Genomic DNA, 15,662 nt, shown 5'->3' on the forward strand with positions numbered 1-15,662 from the left:
TAATCCCTCCTTTCCCGCGCCCTCCCGCATGAAGCGGGAGAGCGCGGCGGGTAGTGTTAGATTGTGGCATTATCCAAACAGGCCGGAGAGCAGCGGTACAAGGGTAAGGCCGATCAGGGCGACACCGCCGCCCGCCATAATCTGCTTCATGCCCTGCGACTTTGCCCCCGGATTGTCATTTCCATAACCTTCCATGAGGTTGATGCCGCCCCAAATACCAAGACCTGCGCCAAGCGCGATTACCAAAGTCTGCAAAACGTCAACTGCGCTGTTGAAAAAATCCATACATTACCTCGCTTTCTGCCGCTGTGCGGCTCAAAAAATGTTGTTGAAAATGAAAATGCCGCCGTTATTCCTCGGCGGCTGCGTCCTCGTCGGACAAATCTATTTCGTATATGTCAAAGGCTTCATCGGGCTTTACGATTGCCGGACGGGTAGACATATACCGTTCAACGTCAAAAGCGTTTTTCTTGTCGAAGTCGGAAAGGTATTTGTAGTTCGGGTGCCGCGTTATATCGTATTTGTCGCTGAAAAAGGGGCGCACACCGCGCAACTGCAAAATACATTTTCCTCCGTCCATAACTGCGATCTCGTCCTGTGTCATCAACTCCTTTCCCAATTTTTGATAATTGAGGCCATGAGAAACCTGCGTGCCGCGATTTTCGGAAGTGTTGAAACTGTCGATTGTTTCCCGTCCCAAGTTTTCCGAAATATCCTTTGCATTTTTCCCGCGCCCTCCCAAAAACAAGGTGCTGTCGGCGTTATCAAGGATAATCTCTGCCGCGTCCTTGTAAATGGCTTTTAGCTGGCTCTGCGATTGCAGAATGATAGAAGCCGAGATTTCCCGGCTGCGGATTGTGGCAATCAGCTTTTCAAACTGCGGGATTTGCCCGATGTTTGCGAACTCGTCCAGCAGACACCGCACATGGACGGGCAGCTTGCCGCCGTATTCGTCGTCGGCCTTATCGCAAAGCAAGTTGAAAAGCTGCGATTGCAGCATAGCGATCACAAAATTAAAGGTGCTGTCCGTATCGCTCATAATGAGGAACAGGGCGGTTTTCCTGTCGCCCAACGTATCAAGTTCCAATTCGTCATAGGACATGAGATCGCGGAGTTCCTTTATATCAAAGGGGGCAAGCCGCGCACCGCATGAAATGAGGATTGATTTTGCGGTCTTGCCCGCCGCCAATTTGTACTTGCGGTATTGCTTCACCGCAAAATGGTCGGGGTCGCGTTCCTCCAAATCGGCAAAGAGCAGATCGACGGGGCTTTGATATTCCTCGTCGTCCTCGCGGGCTTCGCTTGCGTTGATAAGTTCAAGCAGCGTGATAAAGTTCATTTCCTCTGCCGGGGCTTCGTACCAGATGTAGCCCACCAGCGCACAATACAAAAGGCGTTCTGCCTTTACCCAAAAATCCTCCGCGCTTTTTTCTCCCTCGCCTTTGGTATTCGCAATCAGCGTGTTTACCAGCTTCAAAATATCCTTTTCGCTGTGGAGATACACAAAAGGGTTGTAGTGCATACTTTTCCGAAAATTGATTGTGTTCAGTACCTTAATGCGGTAGCCCGCCCGTTGCAGCAGCTTCCCGCACTCGATCAAAACCGTACCTTTCGGGTCTGTCAAGACGTAAGAGGAATGAAGCTGCATTAAATTAGGCTTGACGAAAAACCTTGTCTTTCCGCTGCCGCTGCCGCCGATCACGACGACGTTTTTATTTCTTGCGTACTTCGGCTGCTTCGGGCGGCTGTTCATGGTAAGCCGTTCCGTCTGCGTCAAAATGATGTTGTTGGAAAAATCGGGGTCTATGTAGGGCTGAATATCGGCTGTACCGCCCCAACGTGCGCTGCCGTACTCCGCGCCCTTGCGGTATTTCTTCGCGTTTTTCCCTTTGACATAGACAATCAGACGGATAACCACCGCGCCGACGATACCCACAAGCAAATCCAGCGGGTGGACGCTCGGCAAGGCGTTTTCAAAGGCTGCGGAAAATCCCTGCATGATGTTCAGTATCTTTGCGGAAACATCTGCGCCGGGGGCAAGCCGCACCGCCTGTCCCACTTTATCAAAGAGATAGACAAAGAACACATAGGGAATATTCGGAAGTATCAGCTTTTTATAGTTTAGCTGCTTCATATCTCGCGCCCCCTGTCCATTTTCTTTACCTTGTCGCGGGCGGCGTTAAGCTGCTTCGCCTTGTCCTTTGCCGCTGCAAGGGCTTTGCGGATAGAGGGCTTTTTGTCCCTGTTCAGCTTCTTTGCGGAAAACTCTTGAAAAGCGGCGGTCATAACGTCTGCGTCCCGGCCTTTGAAAAACACAAGGTAACGGGTCTGTTCGCCCTTAACCTTTTTCAGCGAAAAATCTATGTTGTACTTTTTCGCCGTACTCTCAAAGGCTTTGATATTGCTGTCGGTGATCTCAATGTTGGAAACGCCCGCGTTTTGCTTCATAAGCTGCCGCATGGTCTGTTTCCCATGCGGGGCTTTGCCTTTCTGTTCCAAAAACTTCTTGATTGCTTTCTGCAACGCCTGTTCGGTCAGCTTCGCCGCGCCTTTTCCCACTTTGACATACAGGGCAATCGTTTTTTGGGTTACTTCCTCCTGCAAGGTATCTCAACTCCTTTCCCGGTAAACTGCGGCTATGCTCATTCGCTGCCGTAAAGATCGTGATTGACAAGGGCGGTATGGTAGCTGTCAATGGTACTCGGTGCATTGAACAGCACCGCTTTTAGATACTGCTTGATATTGCGCACTTTGGTTGTGTTCTCTCTCATGCAGTCCAAAACAAACTCAATATGACTGCTGTTCAGCTTCAAAAACTTTGATTTCACCAACTCGGCGGGATAATCGTCCCCGGCAATACGGATTGACTTCCGCGCTGTGCAGACGGTTTCCAGCATGAGGTCAACAATCTCATTCAGACGGTCTTTATCCATTTTGGGGTCTTGAATGAGAATGTCATAGTCGATGTTGTCTTTGATAATTTCCCGATAAATCTCTATTGCGCTGTTTGTTTTCGCTTCCGTTCTTTTCCTTTCCGGCGGCGTAGCCGCTTCGTCCTGCTCATAAGGCAAGGGATTTAGGGAATGGAAAGGAATGGAATGGGTACTTGATAAATCAGTAATTGATTGTTCTTTACTTGATATATCTTTATTTAATTGCGTTGGATTTTCCAACGTAGGTTTTTCCTGCGTAGGTTTTTCCAACGTTGGATTATCCAATGTTGGATTTTCCAATGTAGGTAAATCCGATGTAGGCGGCTGCGGCTGCTCATATATGACATAATCCGCACCGCGCAAACGTCCTTTTTCGTCGCGTTCCCGGCTGCGGACAATATATCCGGCTTTTTCAAGTTCTTTGACCGCTTCGCGGATTGCGTCGATCTTCTCGCGGTTGATGTGAGATAAGCCCGCAAGGGTATAATCCCAATCTTCGGGTAAGGACAGCATTTGCGAAAGCAATCCTTTTGCCTTTAAGGTGAGTTCCTTATTGCGCAAGTGGTGGTTGCTCATAACGGTATAGCCCGTATTTCTCTCAACTCGGAAAACTGCCATTTTTTATCACTTCCTTTCTCGGTCTGCGTGGAATATTAGAAAGCCGTTTTCGGCGGTTTTGGTATTGCAGTATGCCTTTGCCGTTTTTGCGTCTGAAAAGCCTTGTATTGCAAGGGCTTTTTCGCGCCTAACGTTCCACGTTACCGTCTGTTTTTGGGCATAAAAAAACCGCAACTCTTTTCAAGCTGCGGTATGACAATATGCAGAAAGGGACGCTATCGGTCTGATAACGCCCCTTTTGCTCGGTTATTCAGTTGTAACCTGTTTGCCCGCCGTCCATAAACGCGATGATTTAAGGCTTTTTGCTTGTTTTCTTATCTCACCGCGCTTTATAACGTCCGCTTTTATTGTTATTTTTCAAGTGTTCCGTGAGACAGCGATTTTAAATATGCGTTTATAAATCCGTCTAAATCGCCGTCCATAACGGCTCCGATATTTCCTGTTTCGAAATTTGTTCTGTGATCCTTTACCATAGTATATGGCATAAAGACATATGAACGTATCTGAGCTCCCCAAGCTATTTCCTTCTGAACGCCTTTAATATCAGATATTTTGTCCAGGTGTTCTCTTTCTTTGATTTCTATAAGCTTTGAACGCAGCATTTTCATAGCGAAATCTCTGTTCTGAAATTGACTTCTTTGCGTCTGGCAGGATACTACAATTCCCGTTGGTATATGAGTAAGTCTTACTGCGGAGGACGTTTTATTTATGTGCTGTCCGCCGGCGCCGCTTGCTCTGAAAACGTCCATTTTTATATCCTCCGGACGTATATCGACTTCTATGTTGTCGTCTATTTCCGGCATTACCTCTACTGCGGCGAATGAAGTATGACGTCTGCCGGAGGAGTCAAAAGGCGAAACCCTGACAAGGCGATGTACACCGGCTTCTGATTTCAGATAACCGTATGCGTTTTCACCTTCAATAAGAATAGAAGCGCTTTTTAAACCGGCCTCGTCTCCGTCCAGGTAATCCAGTAAATTGATTTTAAATCCGTGGCTTTCACCCCAGCGGTTATACATTCTGTAAAGCATTTCGGCCCAATCCTGAGCCTCTGTTCCACCGGCGCCTGCATGAAAGGTTAATATTGCGTTTGAATTGTCGTATTCTCCTGTAAGCAGCGTTGCCAGTTTCTCATTTTCAAGCTTTCTTTTAAAATCGTCGAGTCCCTCGGTTATTTCCTTTGCGGTGTCCTCGTCTCCTTCTTCGATACACAGCTCGGTAAGCGCTATAAGATCGTCAAGCTGAGATGACAGCGATTCCAGGCTTGCTATTTTATTTTCGATGGTTTTTGTTTTTTGCAGAACCATTTGTGAATTTTCAAGATTATCCCAGAATCCCGGCTCGGCCGCTTTGTTTCTAAGCTCTTCAAGTTCGGTTTTTGAATTCTCAATATTGAGAACGTCCGCAAGCTCTTTTATCTGAGGAAGGTATGAATTAAGCTCAGATTTTAATTCGTCCAGTAAAATCATATAAATCTCCAATCTGCCGCAGTTCCGGCATTATTATGTATTTTTTTTTAAGACACGCCGATATAGATATTAAATATAACAGCTTTCCTCTGCAAAAAAGGCTATAATTCTTATTTAAGCTAATATTAAAAGATGATTAAATAAATCGTCCTTGTAAATTTATACTTTTTTATTATACTACAAAATTTCAGAAACTGCAAATTTTTTAAGAAAATTTTGTGAAAGTATTTGAAAATCATAAAAAATGTGATATAATAATATACTATAAAGTCGAATCAAATTGGCAGGAGGGTGAAATGTCAAATTATCTGGGCTCAAAATGTATTATGTGCGGACAGGAATTCAAAGAAAACGACGATATTGTCGTTTGTCCTGACTGCGGTACGCCGTACCATAGAGAATGCTTTATAAAAAACGGCAAATGCGTAAATGAAAAGCTCCATGAATCCGGTGAAAGCTGGAGAGAAGAAACAGAGTCTGAAAGGAGTAAAACCGGATATAAAAAATGCCCTTATTGTGAAACGGTAAATAAGCCGCATTCTATAATATGTGAGCATTGCGGCGCCCCTTTAGTTGAAAGCCTTAATAAGCAGATGGGATCTTCCGGAGGGGAAAACGCTTCCGGAGGACCGTTCGGGCAGCAGTCCGGCGCTAACGGACCTTACGGCGGCGGCTTTGCATTCGATCCTAATGATAAATGCTGCGGCATGGATCCGGAGGAAGAATTTGAATCAGTCAAGCTTAAGGACGTAGCTGATTTTGTCGGTAAAAATCAAATGTATTATCTGCCGTTTTTTAAGAGAATAAAGGACACGGGACAAAAAATATCTATAAATATAGTTTCTTTTTTCTTTCCGCAGTTTTATTTTGCAAATAGAAAGGTATGGCTGTGGGCAATAATTTCGATATTGCTGACAACATTATTCAGTGTGCCTTATTTTATTTATTTGATGGTCAATGCAGGCATGACAGGCGGTTTTCTTGAAGGCATTAATATAGAATCAACTAGCTTTGCAGTTGTTTATAATACCGCTAATCTGCTGAATTTCGGATTTCAGGCGCTTATGCTGATGTTTTCTAATTGGATTTATTACAGGCATGTAATAAAGAAGCTAAAACAAAAAAAGCTTGCCGGAGAGTCTCGGGTTAATGAGAATTTTCTGGAATCCGGCGGCACAAGCATGGCGTCCGTATTTATATCATTGGCAGTGCAGACCTTTATAGTTGGTGCAATTATATTATTATTTACACAATAATCGGAGGAAAATATGGAAATAAAAAAGGCAATAATACCGGCGGCCGGTCTTGGGACAAGAGTGCTTCCGGCAACAAAGGCAATACCAAAAGAAATGTTTCCTATTGTTGATAAACCGGCAATACAGTATATTGTTGAAGAAGCGGCAAAAAGCGGTATTGAGGATATAATGATAATCACAAGCAGGGGAAAATCCGAAATGGAGGATCATTTTGACAGAAATCCTGAGCTTGAAAGTAAGCTGAAGGCCGGAGGAGACGCTAAAAGGGACATGCTCGAACAGGTTGTGGGAGCGGCTCAGCTTGCCAATATAACGTATATAAGGCAGCAGGAGCAGAAAGGACTGGGACATGCCGTTTTGCAGGCTAAGAAGTTTGTAAACGGCGAGCCCTTTGCAGTATTATATGGAGACGATGTAATCATCGGAGACGATCCCTGCATAGGTCAGCTCATCAGGGCCTATGAAGAAACGGGAATGTGCGGAGCAGTTGGAATAAAGGAGGTTTCTAAGCAGGACGTATGCAAATACAGCTCAATGAAGCTTGAGCCTATAAAGGACAATTATTATAAAATAACGGATATGATTGAAAAGCCGAAACCGGGAGAGGAGTTTTCATTGTTTTCGATATTGGGAAGATGTATTCTTCCGGCGGAAATATTTGAAATACTTGAAAATATTCCATACGGCGCAGGAAACGAGCTTCAGCTTACCGACGCTATGAAGGTCCTTGCCGCCCGTTCCGGAATTGCAGGGGTGGATTTTACCGGCACAAGATATGATATGGGAAATAAGCTGGGTATTCTTAAAGCACAGGTGGAGGTTGGACTTGCTCATTGTGAAATTGGCAATGAATTTAAAGAGTATTTGAAAAAAATTGCCGGAAATTTAAATTAAAGCTTGACAAAGCTTGTTTAATACTATATAATTAATTTGTTATCCTTGCCCGTATTTTATGACGGGTGAAATCCAGAAGGAGGTGTTTCAATATGGCAAAATTATCCGCTAAGTATGAAGCAATGGTTGTATTCAGCATCAAGAACGGCGAAGATAACGTTAAGGCTCTTGTAGAGAAGTTCAAGTCGCTTATCGAAAGCAACGGGACTCTTGAAGAGGCAAACGAATGGGGCAAGCGCAAGCTGGCATATGAGATCAATGATGAAACAGAGGGCTATTATGTTCTCTATACATTTGAATCCAAGCCGGATTTCCCTGCTGAGCTTGAGAGAGTAATGAATATCACAGACGGCGTTTTACGTTCTATGATAACAGTTAAGTAATTACGATTACAACCGATTGGAGGACTTCAAATGCTTAATAAGGTTATTCTGATGGGCAGACTGACGGCCGATCCTGAATTGAGACAAACGCCTTCCGGCGTGTCGTCATGCAGGTTTTCGGTAGCGGTAAACAGGAATTATACTTCTAAGGAAACCGGTGAAAGGCAGACTGATTTTATAAATGTCGTGGCGTGGCGCAATACGGCTGAATTTGTCAGCAGATATTTTTCTAAGGGTAAAATGATAATTGTTGAAGGAAGTCTTAGAAATAATAATTATACTGATCAAAACGGCGTTAAGCATTACTCTATGGACGTTCAGGCAGATAATGTTTCGTTTGGTGAAAGCAAATCTGCAAGCGCGCCAAACGGCGGCATCGGAATCGGCGGAGGTAATTTCCAGCAGCCGAATCAGCAACAGTCGGTTCAGCAGCAGCCAGCTAACGAATCTGTTTCATTGGGAGATTTAGGCGATTTTGAAGAAATCCTCAGCGACGGCGAAGTTCCGTTTTAATATCTTTATACTGAAGGAGGTTTTCTGTAATGGAAAGAGAAAGAAATTCCCGTGGTTCAAAAAGACCGCGTAAAAAGGTTTGTATGTTCTGTGCCGACAGAGTTGAAGAGATCGATTACAAGGATATTGCAAGACTCAGAAAGTGCATGACTGACAGATCTAAGATTCTGCCAAGACGAGTTACGGGTACATGCGCATTCCATCAGCGTCAGTTGACTGTTGCAATTAAAAGAGCAAGATATGTTGCGCTTTTGCCGTATGTAAGTGAATAAAAATAAATTGAGAGAAGCTTTTATGCTTCTCTTTTTTGTTTATCCGTATGGAGTTTTAATATCTGTAAGTCCAAGTATATAATCTGTGCTGGTGTTATATAATTTTGCAAGTTTTATGATTATTCCAACGGGGACATCTCTTTGACCTCTTTCATATTTTGAATATAGTGATTGATCGCAGAAAAGATATTCTGCGACTTCTTTTTGGGTTTTATCGTTATCTTCACGGAGATTTCTGATTCTTACAAACATTCTATCACCTCAGATATAATTATAAGACAGCTTAAAAAAAGACTTGACAAATAGGACAATATGTCCTATAATACAAATATGGACAAATTGTCCTAAAACTCGATTAAAGGGGTTGATTGATTGAAACGGTATGGAATACTGCGGAAAAAACAAATAGGCGGCGGCTTGCTTTTTGACAAAAGACCGTATTTAATCCTGTTAGTGTTATCAGTTCTGATTATTTTCGGATCAGCGGTTTTATTATGTGTTAAAAAGATGATAGTCAAAGACATGATTGACGGGGGTGAATAAACCAAGAGGATTTATAGAAGGGGGGATTTTGAATTAAAGTCTGATCGAAAAAAATTTTTTTCCGTATTGTTTTAAATCATATTGGCAATTTGAGTCTGATATTACTTTAAGGAGATTGAATATTATGGATGAAATCAATAAAAACGGCGGAGGCGCAGGCTTAAGTATTGCGTCTATGATTCTGGGTATAGTTTCAATACTATTTTCCTGCTGCTTTTATTACATAGCGTTTCCCTGCGGATTGTTAGGCCTTATATTTGCGGCGGTAGCCTTGAAAAAAGCGAATGCAGGAAAGGGTATGGCTGTTGCGGGATTAGTTCTTTGTATTATTTCACTTGCACTTGCAGTCGTTACAATTATTATGGGCGGAGCTATTCTGGGATCATTGGGACTTATGTGATGTGAAAAGGATTGTTAAAATTTTAATAATTTTTATGGTTCCGTTATCTGCTGAGCTTATTTTTTCCTTTAGAAAACAAATTAACTGTTTATCGGTTATGTTTCCAAAATGCCGATTCAACAAAATAACCGGACTTCTATGTCCTGCGTGCGGAAATACCAGAAGCGTTTTATCTTTGATAAAAGGAGATATACTCGGATCGCTGCATAATAATCCCGCACCGGCAATTATTTTAATTATATTATTTTTTCTTTATTTAGAATTTATATTTGCCGCATTTAATAAAAATATTAAATTGCTGCCGAGAAAAGTTTTTTTCTGGTATACTTTTTTAGGTTTGATATTCTCTTTTTATATCATGCGAAATTTTATAAAATGTTTGCAACCGATAGAATATAATCCTTAATTAATAATAATATTTAGAGCGTTCCGATTGGAACGCTCTTTTGTTTTATAATAACTGTTGACGTTTAAAGCCGAAAATGGTATAATTATAAAGAATAATTTAAATTGTAAGGAATGTTGTAATTGAACGTTACTTTGATAGAATATACTCCAAATCCCGAAAAAATAGTTGCGGCCGCGGCAAAGCTTTGCTATTCTGATTCCGGCTGTGAAAATATAATGGAAGGTCTTGATAACGATAAAACTGCGGCGTTTGTAAAAATGCTGTCAGATATGGGGCATGAGAGCCCTATTGAACATGTTAGCTTTACCTTTGGAATCGAGGGCGTTTCACGTGCTCTGCTGGCTCAGATTACAAGACATAGGCACGCCTCCTTTTCAGTCCAAAGCCAGCGGTATGTCAAAAAAGATAATTTTGTTTATATAATTCCTCCCGCAATATCTGAGGACAAAGAAATAAACAGACTGTATACGGAAGCCATGGAGAATTCTTATAAGGCTTATAATAAAATTTCGGACAAGCTTTTTGAAAAATACTCGGCAGAGCTGGAAAAGTCGGGAATCAGCGGTAATTCTGCCAGGTCAAAGGCTGAAAAAATGGCGATTGAAGATGCCAGATTTGTTTTGCCCAATGCATGTGAAACCAAAATGGTAGTTACTATGAATGCAAGAAGCCTGATTAATTTTTTCAGGCTAAGATGCTGTAATAGAGCGCAGTGGGAAATCAGAGCGCTTGCCGACGAAATGTTTAAGCTTTGCTATAAAGCAGCTCCATCTTTATTTAGCTGCGCCGGGCCGTCGTGCTGTGCAGGGCAATGCTCTGAAGGTAAGATGACCTGCGGGAAATCCGGAGACGTAAGACAAAAGTTCAATAAAATAAAAGAAGATATAGACCGTAAAAGACAATGATTTGTTCTGTAAGAAAATTAAGTAAAGTCTTATAATTGATTAAAATATGGTATAAAGCTGACAAACCGAGAAAACATATATTAGAGAAAAATTGGTGTTTTAAAATAAAAATAAAGAAAATAGCTTTACCGTCAATGCGGCTTAAAGGAAAATTATAAAGGTGATATTAAATGCTTGAATTTCGGCAGATAGACATAAGCGACAGGCAGTGGGTAAATGAATTACTCAGAAAATCAGATTTTATGGGCTGCGAATATAGCTTCGCAAATAATATGGCTTGGCGCAGACTTAGCAATTCAACGATTTCAAGATATAAGGATTTTTATTTGATAAAAGCTGAAAATGAGAATTATACCAGTATTTCATTTCCGGCCGGGGAAGGAGATTATAAAGAGCTTTTTTCGGTACTGAAAGAATATGCACTATCAAACGGCAAGCCGCTTGCGATAACCGGTGTAACAGAAACCGGATTAAAAATATTCAATGATATATTCGGATCTGATAATTATAATTCCGTATTGGCGGACGGAAGCGGAGATTATATTTATCTGGCTGATGATCTTATTAATCTTAAGGGTAAAAAATATCATAAAAAACGTAATCATCTTTCAAAGATAAACGGCTATGACTGGAAGTTTTATCCTATGACCGAAGCTTTTTTTGATGAATGCATTGAATTCAGCGCCGTAAATTATAACAGTAAAAACGGTTATGACGATGAATCCAGCATAGCGGAGCAATATGCAATTCATACCTATTTTACTTATTTTAACGAACTGGAGCTAAAAGGCGGAGTTATAACGGTTGAAGGAAAGGTCAGAGCTTTCACGATTGGAGAGCGGCTTAACAGCAATACCTTTTGCGTTCATATAGAAAAGGCGGACGCCTCCGTAGAGGGGCTCTACCCTGCGATCAATCGTGAATTTGCCGAATATGCCGCGTCCGGATTTAAATATATAAACCGTGAGGAAGACTTGGGAATTGAAGGACTTAGAAAAGCTAAAAGATCTTATAATCCTGTATTTATACTTGACAAATACACTGTGACATTTAAATAAGGGAGGAATTGTGATGATTTATGTATTTCTTGCTAACGGATTTGAAGAAGTGGAAGCTTTGACGCCGGTGGATATGCTCAGAAGATGCGAGCTTGACGTTGTAACTGTCGGAGTTGACGGTACGGTGATTAAGGGCTCTCACGGTATTACAGTTTCTGCTGATATTGACGCTTCTGAAATCAGGCTTGACGATAATCTTGACATGATAGTTCTGCCGGGAGGTATGCCGGGTACTTTAAATCTGGAGGCTTCTTCTTATGTTCAGAAGGCGATAGATTTTTGTGCTGAAAATGATCGATATATCGCGGCAATCTGTGCGGCGCCGTCTATTCTTGGACACAAGGGTATTTTATCCGGTAAAACAGCTACGTGCTTTACCGGCTTTGAATCTCAGCTTACAGGAGCTGTAATCAGTAAAAAGTCTGTCTGCACAGACGGCAAAATTATAACCTCAAGGGGAGCAGGCACCGCTATGGAGTTTTCATTTGAGCTTGTAAAGCTTCTTATTTCAAGTGAACGAAGCAATATTCTTAAAGCGTCGGTGCATTATAAAAAATGACAGAAACAGACATTATAAAAAACAAATTACGCGCTGAATTAAAGACAATGCGAAAAGGTATTGGAAACAGCCGAAAAAGTATTCTTGATTTAAAAATTTTCAGTAATGTATTAAAATGCGAGGCGTTTAAAAACGCAAAAACAGTCCTCGCTTATAAATCTACGGATATAGAAGTCGGAACAGACGCTATTATAAAGTATTGCCTTGAAAACGGGAAAAAGATTGCTTTACCAAAATGCATGAATGGCGGTTTAATGAAATTTTATTACTATAACGGCAATACGCCGCTTGTAAAATCGACTTTTGGGATAATGGAGCCGATTGAAGATGAGAATAACGAGATAAAAAGCTTTGAAAATACCGTCTGTATTCTTCCGGCGCTTGCTTTTGATAATGAAGGCTACCGCCTTGGCTATGGAGGCGGATATTATGACCGTTTTTTAAGCGCGCATGAAAACCTTATAACGATTGGGATATGCTATTTCGATAATATCCAGAGTCGGCTTGTAAGGAATGAGTTTGATCGTAATGCGGCGTTTGTTGCTACAGAAAAAAGTCTGGAGGCGTATAATGGAAAATAAAAACAGAGATTCTGACAGAGATAAAATGCTGGAGGATATTCTTTCTAAGCTTGGCGCTCAGGAAAAGAATTCCGGAAGAACGGGCGGCGGAAGAGCTGCGAGAGCAGCCGCTTCATCGGCAAACAGGGCTGCCTCGGAGCGTCGGTCATATTCGTCTGAATCGGGCGGCACGCTGAATCGTTCAGCATCCTCTACAGGTAAAACCTCAAGCAGTTATTTATATGATTCAAATATTTCAGGAGAAAGAAAAAGCTCCGGAGGTATATCAGATACCGGAAGAACGGGATCAGTCAATAGCGGAGCCTCAGAATATCATAAAACCGGTAATATGAATACGTTGGATAGAACAGGCGTATTAATGAACGGTTCTGCGAAGAGTAAGTCAGATTTGTCATCCGCCGGCCGCAAGACTGCCGATAATATATATGAAGATAATAATCATACATCTGCGATTAAAAAGGTTCAGACTATAAATCCCGGAGCCGACGTCACTACTCATAAAGTTAAATCCGGAAAACGCAGGAGAGGCTCCGGCAGGCTTCCTATGGTTCTGATAGTTACAACAATTATTTTTACGATTGCCATATCTCTTTCAGTACTAATAATTTCAGTCGGCAGGGATATGCTTGCAATCGGAAAATCAGATGATTTAAAAATTGTCACTATTCCGGAGGGAGCAGATACAGAGGATGTAGCGCAGATACTTTACGACGAAGGTATTATTAAAATACCCAAGGCATTTGTATTTATATCCAAGCTGGGCGGTTCAGATACAAAATATATAGCGGGAGAGCACGAGCTGAGTCCCAGTAATGCGTATGAAACTATTATTAACGAGCTTACAACTGATAAATCGTTAGAAAAGGAAACGGCAGACGTTACATTTATCGAGGGTTCGGATCTTATTTCAGCCGCGAAAAAGCTTGAAGAGGCCGGCGTCTGCGACGCGGAAAGATTTATTTATTACTTTAATGCCGGCGATTATGGCTTTGATTTTGAAAAGTACCTTCCAACATCAACCGCGTCGAAGTTTAATCGAATGGAAGGGTATCTGTTTCCCGATACCTATACGTTTTATGTCGATACGGATCCGGAGGTAGTATGTCAGAAAATATATAAAAATTTTGATGAGAAATTCAAGCCGGAATACTATGAGCAGATGAAAAAATTGAATATGACTCTTGACGAGGTTATAACTCTTGCTTCTATCGTTCAGGCGGAAGCGCCTGACGTGGAATCTATGAAGAAAATTGCTTCAGTATTTGAAAACAGACTGGCAAATCCTGAGGAGTTTCCGAGACTTGAATCCGATCCAACCACTTATTATGTGGACGAAGTAATAAGACCTAATATTGAAATTCCTTCCGAAGCAATATTCGAGGCCTATGATACATATAAATCAAACGGTCTGCCTCCGGGAGCTATAGGTAATCCCGGAATCGACGCAATAGAAGCGGTATTATTTCCTGCGGATACTGATTATTATTTCTTCTTTGCTAATATTGAAACGAATGAAACCTTCTTTGCTGGAACAAATGAAGGGCATGAGGCAAATAAAGATATGGTGAGAGAGCAGCAGGAAGCAGGAAATGATGATGGAGAAGAATAGCTTGGATAATTTTAATAATTTAGAGGTTCTGGCGCCGGCCGGAGATATGGAGAGATTTAATGCCGCGCTTGATTACGGCGCTGACGCTGTATATCTTGGTGGAAAGGGCTTCGGCATGAGAGCTTCGCCCGGAAACTTTTCTTTTGAACAGTTAAAAGAGGCTGTGGAAAGGGCGCATGAAAAAGGTGTAAAGGTTTATTTGACTTGTAATACTTTGCCAAGGAATAATGAGATACCGTATTTCAAGGAGTTTATGGAGAATACTGAACTATGCGGCGTTGACGCGGCAATAGCGGCGGATCTGGGACTTATGTCGCTTATAAAGAAATACGCTCCTGATCTGGAAATACACATGTCAACTCAGACAGGTATCGTTAATTATGCAACAGCAAACGAGCTTTATAATATGGGAGCAAAGCGGGTTGTTCTTGCAAGAGAGCTGTCTATAGATGAAATCGCTGAAATAAGAGCAAAGTCTCCTGCCGATATGGAAATCGAGGTTTTTGTACACGGAGCTATGTGCGTATCCTTTTCGGGCAGATGTCTTCTTTCAAGTTATCTTGTAAATCGTGACGCCAACAGAGGAGAATGCGCTCAACCGTGTCGATGGGGTTATCATTTAATGGAGGAAAAACGGGAAGGGCAGTATTTTCCGGTATTCGAGGACGAAAATGGTACATATATCCTTAATTCCAAGGATTTATGTATGATTAATCATATTGATAAGCTTGCAGAAGCAGGAGTGACCAGCTTAAAAATTGAAGGCAGGGCAAAATCCGCTTATTATGTATCTGTTATAACAAATGCCTATAGAATGGCGGTGGATTGGCATAAGAAGCACGGTGCGGTTCCTGTTCCGGAATGGATAAGCAGCGAGGTATTTAAGGTTAGTCATAGAAAATACTGTACGGGCTTTTTCTTTGGGTATCCGAAGGATTGTCAGTATTATGAAACGGGCGGCTATATAAGAAACTATGATGTAGTTGCAGTAGTTGACAGATGTGAAAACGGTATTATTTATGCTACGCAAAGAAACAGATTTTTTGCGGGAGATGAATTAGAAGTGCTTTCCCCGGGGGAAAAACCGTTTTCAATTATTCCTGAGAAATTGTTTGATGAAAACGGCGAAATACTTGAAACGGTGAATCATGCAATGATGAATTTCAGTTTTCCGTGTAGTACGGCGTTTCCGGTTAATTCAATAATAAGAAAAAGGATTCTTTAGATTAAAAAGCCTTCGGCAATTTTTTGCTGAAGGCT

General features: G+C 41.7%; 19 protein-coding genes. 13 read left to right on the plus strand and 6 right to left on the minus strand.

What is annotated here, in order from left to right; translation table 11 throughout:
* Nucleotides 1-69: 69 nt before the first annotated feature.
* From ACYQ0N_RS03380 to prfB, 5 genes are all read right to left on the minus strand, one after another.
* A complete protein-coding gene (locus tag ACYQ0N_RS03380) occupies nt 70-285 on the minus strand; it encodes a Maff2 family mobile element protein (protein ID WP_460161846.1) in 216 nt (71 codons plus the stop codon).
* Nucleotides 286-349: 64 nt separating this feature from the next.
* On the minus strand, nt 350-2,134 hold the full coding sequence (locus tag ACYQ0N_RS03385) for a VirD4-like conjugal transfer protein, CD1115 family (RefSeq protein WP_460161847.1): 1,785 nt from the start codon (nt 2,132-2,134) through the stop codon (nt 350-352).
* Nucleotides 2,131-2,604 (minus strand): PcfB family protein, encoded by a 474-nt coding sequence (locus tag ACYQ0N_RS03390; protein ID WP_460161848.1) that lies wholly within the window; start codon nt 2,602-2,604, stop codon nt 2,131-2,133. Before ACYQ0N_RS03390 ends, ACYQ0N_RS03385 begins: the two co-directional genes overlap by 4 nt.
* 38 nt (nt 2,605-2,642) lie before the next feature.
* Nucleotides 2,643-3,551, minus strand: a complete 909-nt coding sequence (locus ACYQ0N_RS03395) for a DUF6017 domain-containing protein (protein WP_460161849.1) — start codon at nt 3,549-3,551, stop codon at nt 2,643-2,645.
* A gap of 350 nt (nt 3,552-3,901) precedes the next feature.
* Nucleotides 3,902-5,020, minus strand: a complete 1,119-nt coding sequence (prfB, locus tag ACYQ0N_RS03400; RefSeq protein WP_177532595.1) for a peptide chain release factor 2 — start codon at nt 5,018-5,020, stop codon at nt 3,902-3,904.
* A gap of 296 nt (nt 5,021-5,316) precedes the next feature.
* Between prfB and ACYQ0N_RS03405 the strand changes: the two genes are divergently transcribed.
* The 5 genes from ACYQ0N_RS03405 (at nt 5,317) to rpsR (ending at nt 8,338) form a co-directional block, all read left to right on the plus strand.
* Complete coding sequence (locus ACYQ0N_RS03405; protein ID WP_177532596.1) at nt 5,317-6,276, plus strand: RING finger protein; 960 nt, start codon at nt 5,317-5,319, stop codon at nt 6,274-6,276.
* A 12-nt stretch (nt 6,277-6,288) separates the two neighbouring features.
* Entirely contained in the window at nt 6,289-7,170 is an 882-nt protein-coding gene (locus tag ACYQ0N_RS03410; RefSeq protein WP_177532597.1) for a UTP--glucose-1-phosphate uridylyltransferase, read from the plus strand.
* Nucleotides 7,171-7,262: 92 nt separating this feature from the next.
* The gene (gene rpsF / locus ACYQ0N_RS03415) at nt 7,263-7,553 is read left to right on the plus strand and encodes a 30S ribosomal protein S6 (protein ID WP_177532598.1); all 291 of its coding nucleotides are present in this window, start codon (nt 7,263-7,265) and stop codon (nt 7,551-7,553) included.
* A 30-nt stretch (nt 7,554-7,583) separates the two neighbouring features.
* Nucleotides 7,584-8,066: a single-stranded DNA-binding protein gene (locus ACYQ0N_RS03420; protein ID WP_177532599.1), complete on the plus strand. Its 483-nt coding sequence runs from the start codon at nt 7,584-7,586 to the stop codon at nt 8,064-8,066.
* Between the two features lie 29 nt (nt 8,067-8,095).
* Nucleotides 8,096-8,338 (plus strand): 30S ribosomal protein S18, encoded by a 243-nt coding sequence (gene rpsR, locus ACYQ0N_RS03425; protein ID WP_177532600.1) that lies wholly within the window; start codon nt 8,096-8,098, stop codon nt 8,336-8,338.
* A 39-nt stretch (nt 8,339-8,377) separates the two neighbouring features.
* Here the strand turns inward: rpsR and ACYQ0N_RS03430 are convergent, their stop codons facing one another.
* The gene (locus ACYQ0N_RS03430; RefSeq protein ID WP_177532601.1) at nt 8,378-8,590 is read right to left on the minus strand and encodes a helix-turn-helix domain-containing protein; all 213 of its coding nucleotides are present in this window, start codon (nt 8,588-8,590) and stop codon (nt 8,378-8,380) included.
* Nucleotides 8,591-9,005: 415 nt separating this feature from the next.
* On the opposite strand from ACYQ0N_RS03430, the gene ACYQ0N_RS03435 reads away from it, so the two are divergent.
* From ACYQ0N_RS03435 to ACYQ0N_RS03470, 8 genes are all read left to right on the plus strand, one after another.
* Nucleotides 9,006-9,281 carry a DUF4190 domain-containing protein gene (locus tag ACYQ0N_RS03435; protein WP_177532602.1) on the plus strand — a complete coding sequence of 92 codons (276 nt, stop codon included), beginning with the start codon at nt 9,006-9,008 and terminating at the stop codon, nt 9,279-9,281.
* Between the two features lie 97 nt (nt 9,282-9,378).
* Complete coding sequence (locus tag ACYQ0N_RS03440) at nt 9,379-9,687, plus strand: DUF2752 domain-containing protein (RefSeq protein WP_460162166.1); 309 nt, start codon at nt 9,379-9,381, stop codon at nt 9,685-9,687.
* Nucleotides 9,688-9,809: 122 nt separating this feature from the next.
* A complete protein-coding gene (gene thyX, locus ACYQ0N_RS03445) occupies nt 9,810-10,595 on the plus strand; it encodes an FAD-dependent thymidylate synthase (RefSeq protein ID WP_460161850.1) in 786 nt (261 codons plus the stop codon).
* A gap of 170 nt (nt 10,596-10,765) precedes the next feature.
* Nucleotides 10,766-11,653: a DUF2156 domain-containing protein gene (locus tag ACYQ0N_RS03450; RefSeq protein ID WP_460161851.1), complete on the plus strand. Its 888-nt coding sequence runs from the start codon at nt 10,766-10,768 to the stop codon at nt 11,651-11,653.
* A gap of 13 nt (nt 11,654-11,666) precedes the next feature.
* Nucleotides 11,667-12,212, plus strand: coding sequence for a DJ-1 family glyoxalase III (locus ACYQ0N_RS03455; protein ID WP_177532606.1), 546 nt, complete (start codon nt 11,667-11,669; stop codon nt 12,210-12,212).
* Nucleotides 12,209-12,793 carry a 5-formyltetrahydrofolate cyclo-ligase gene (locus ACYQ0N_RS03460; protein ID WP_177532607.1) on the plus strand — a complete coding sequence of 195 codons (585 nt, stop codon included), beginning with the start codon at nt 12,209-12,211 and terminating at the stop codon, nt 12,791-12,793. Before ACYQ0N_RS03455 ends, ACYQ0N_RS03460 begins: the two co-directional genes overlap by 4 nt.
* Nucleotides 12,783-14,402: an endolytic transglycosylase MltG gene (gene mltG, locus ACYQ0N_RS03465; protein WP_460161852.1), complete on the plus strand. Its 1,620-nt coding sequence runs from the start codon at nt 12,783-12,785 to the stop codon at nt 14,400-14,402. Before ACYQ0N_RS03460 ends, mltG begins: the two co-directional genes overlap by 11 nt.
* Nucleotides 14,383-15,627 carry a peptidase U32 family protein gene (locus ACYQ0N_RS03470; protein WP_460161853.1) on the plus strand — a complete coding sequence of 415 codons (1,245 nt, stop codon included), beginning with the start codon at nt 14,383-14,385 and terminating at the stop codon, nt 15,625-15,627. The genes mltG and ACYQ0N_RS03470 overlap by 20 nt, the downstream gene beginning before the upstream one ends.
* The last annotated feature ends 35 nt before the right edge of the window (nt 15,628-15,662 follow it).

The organism is Ruminococcus sporogenes, assembly GCF_054655175.1.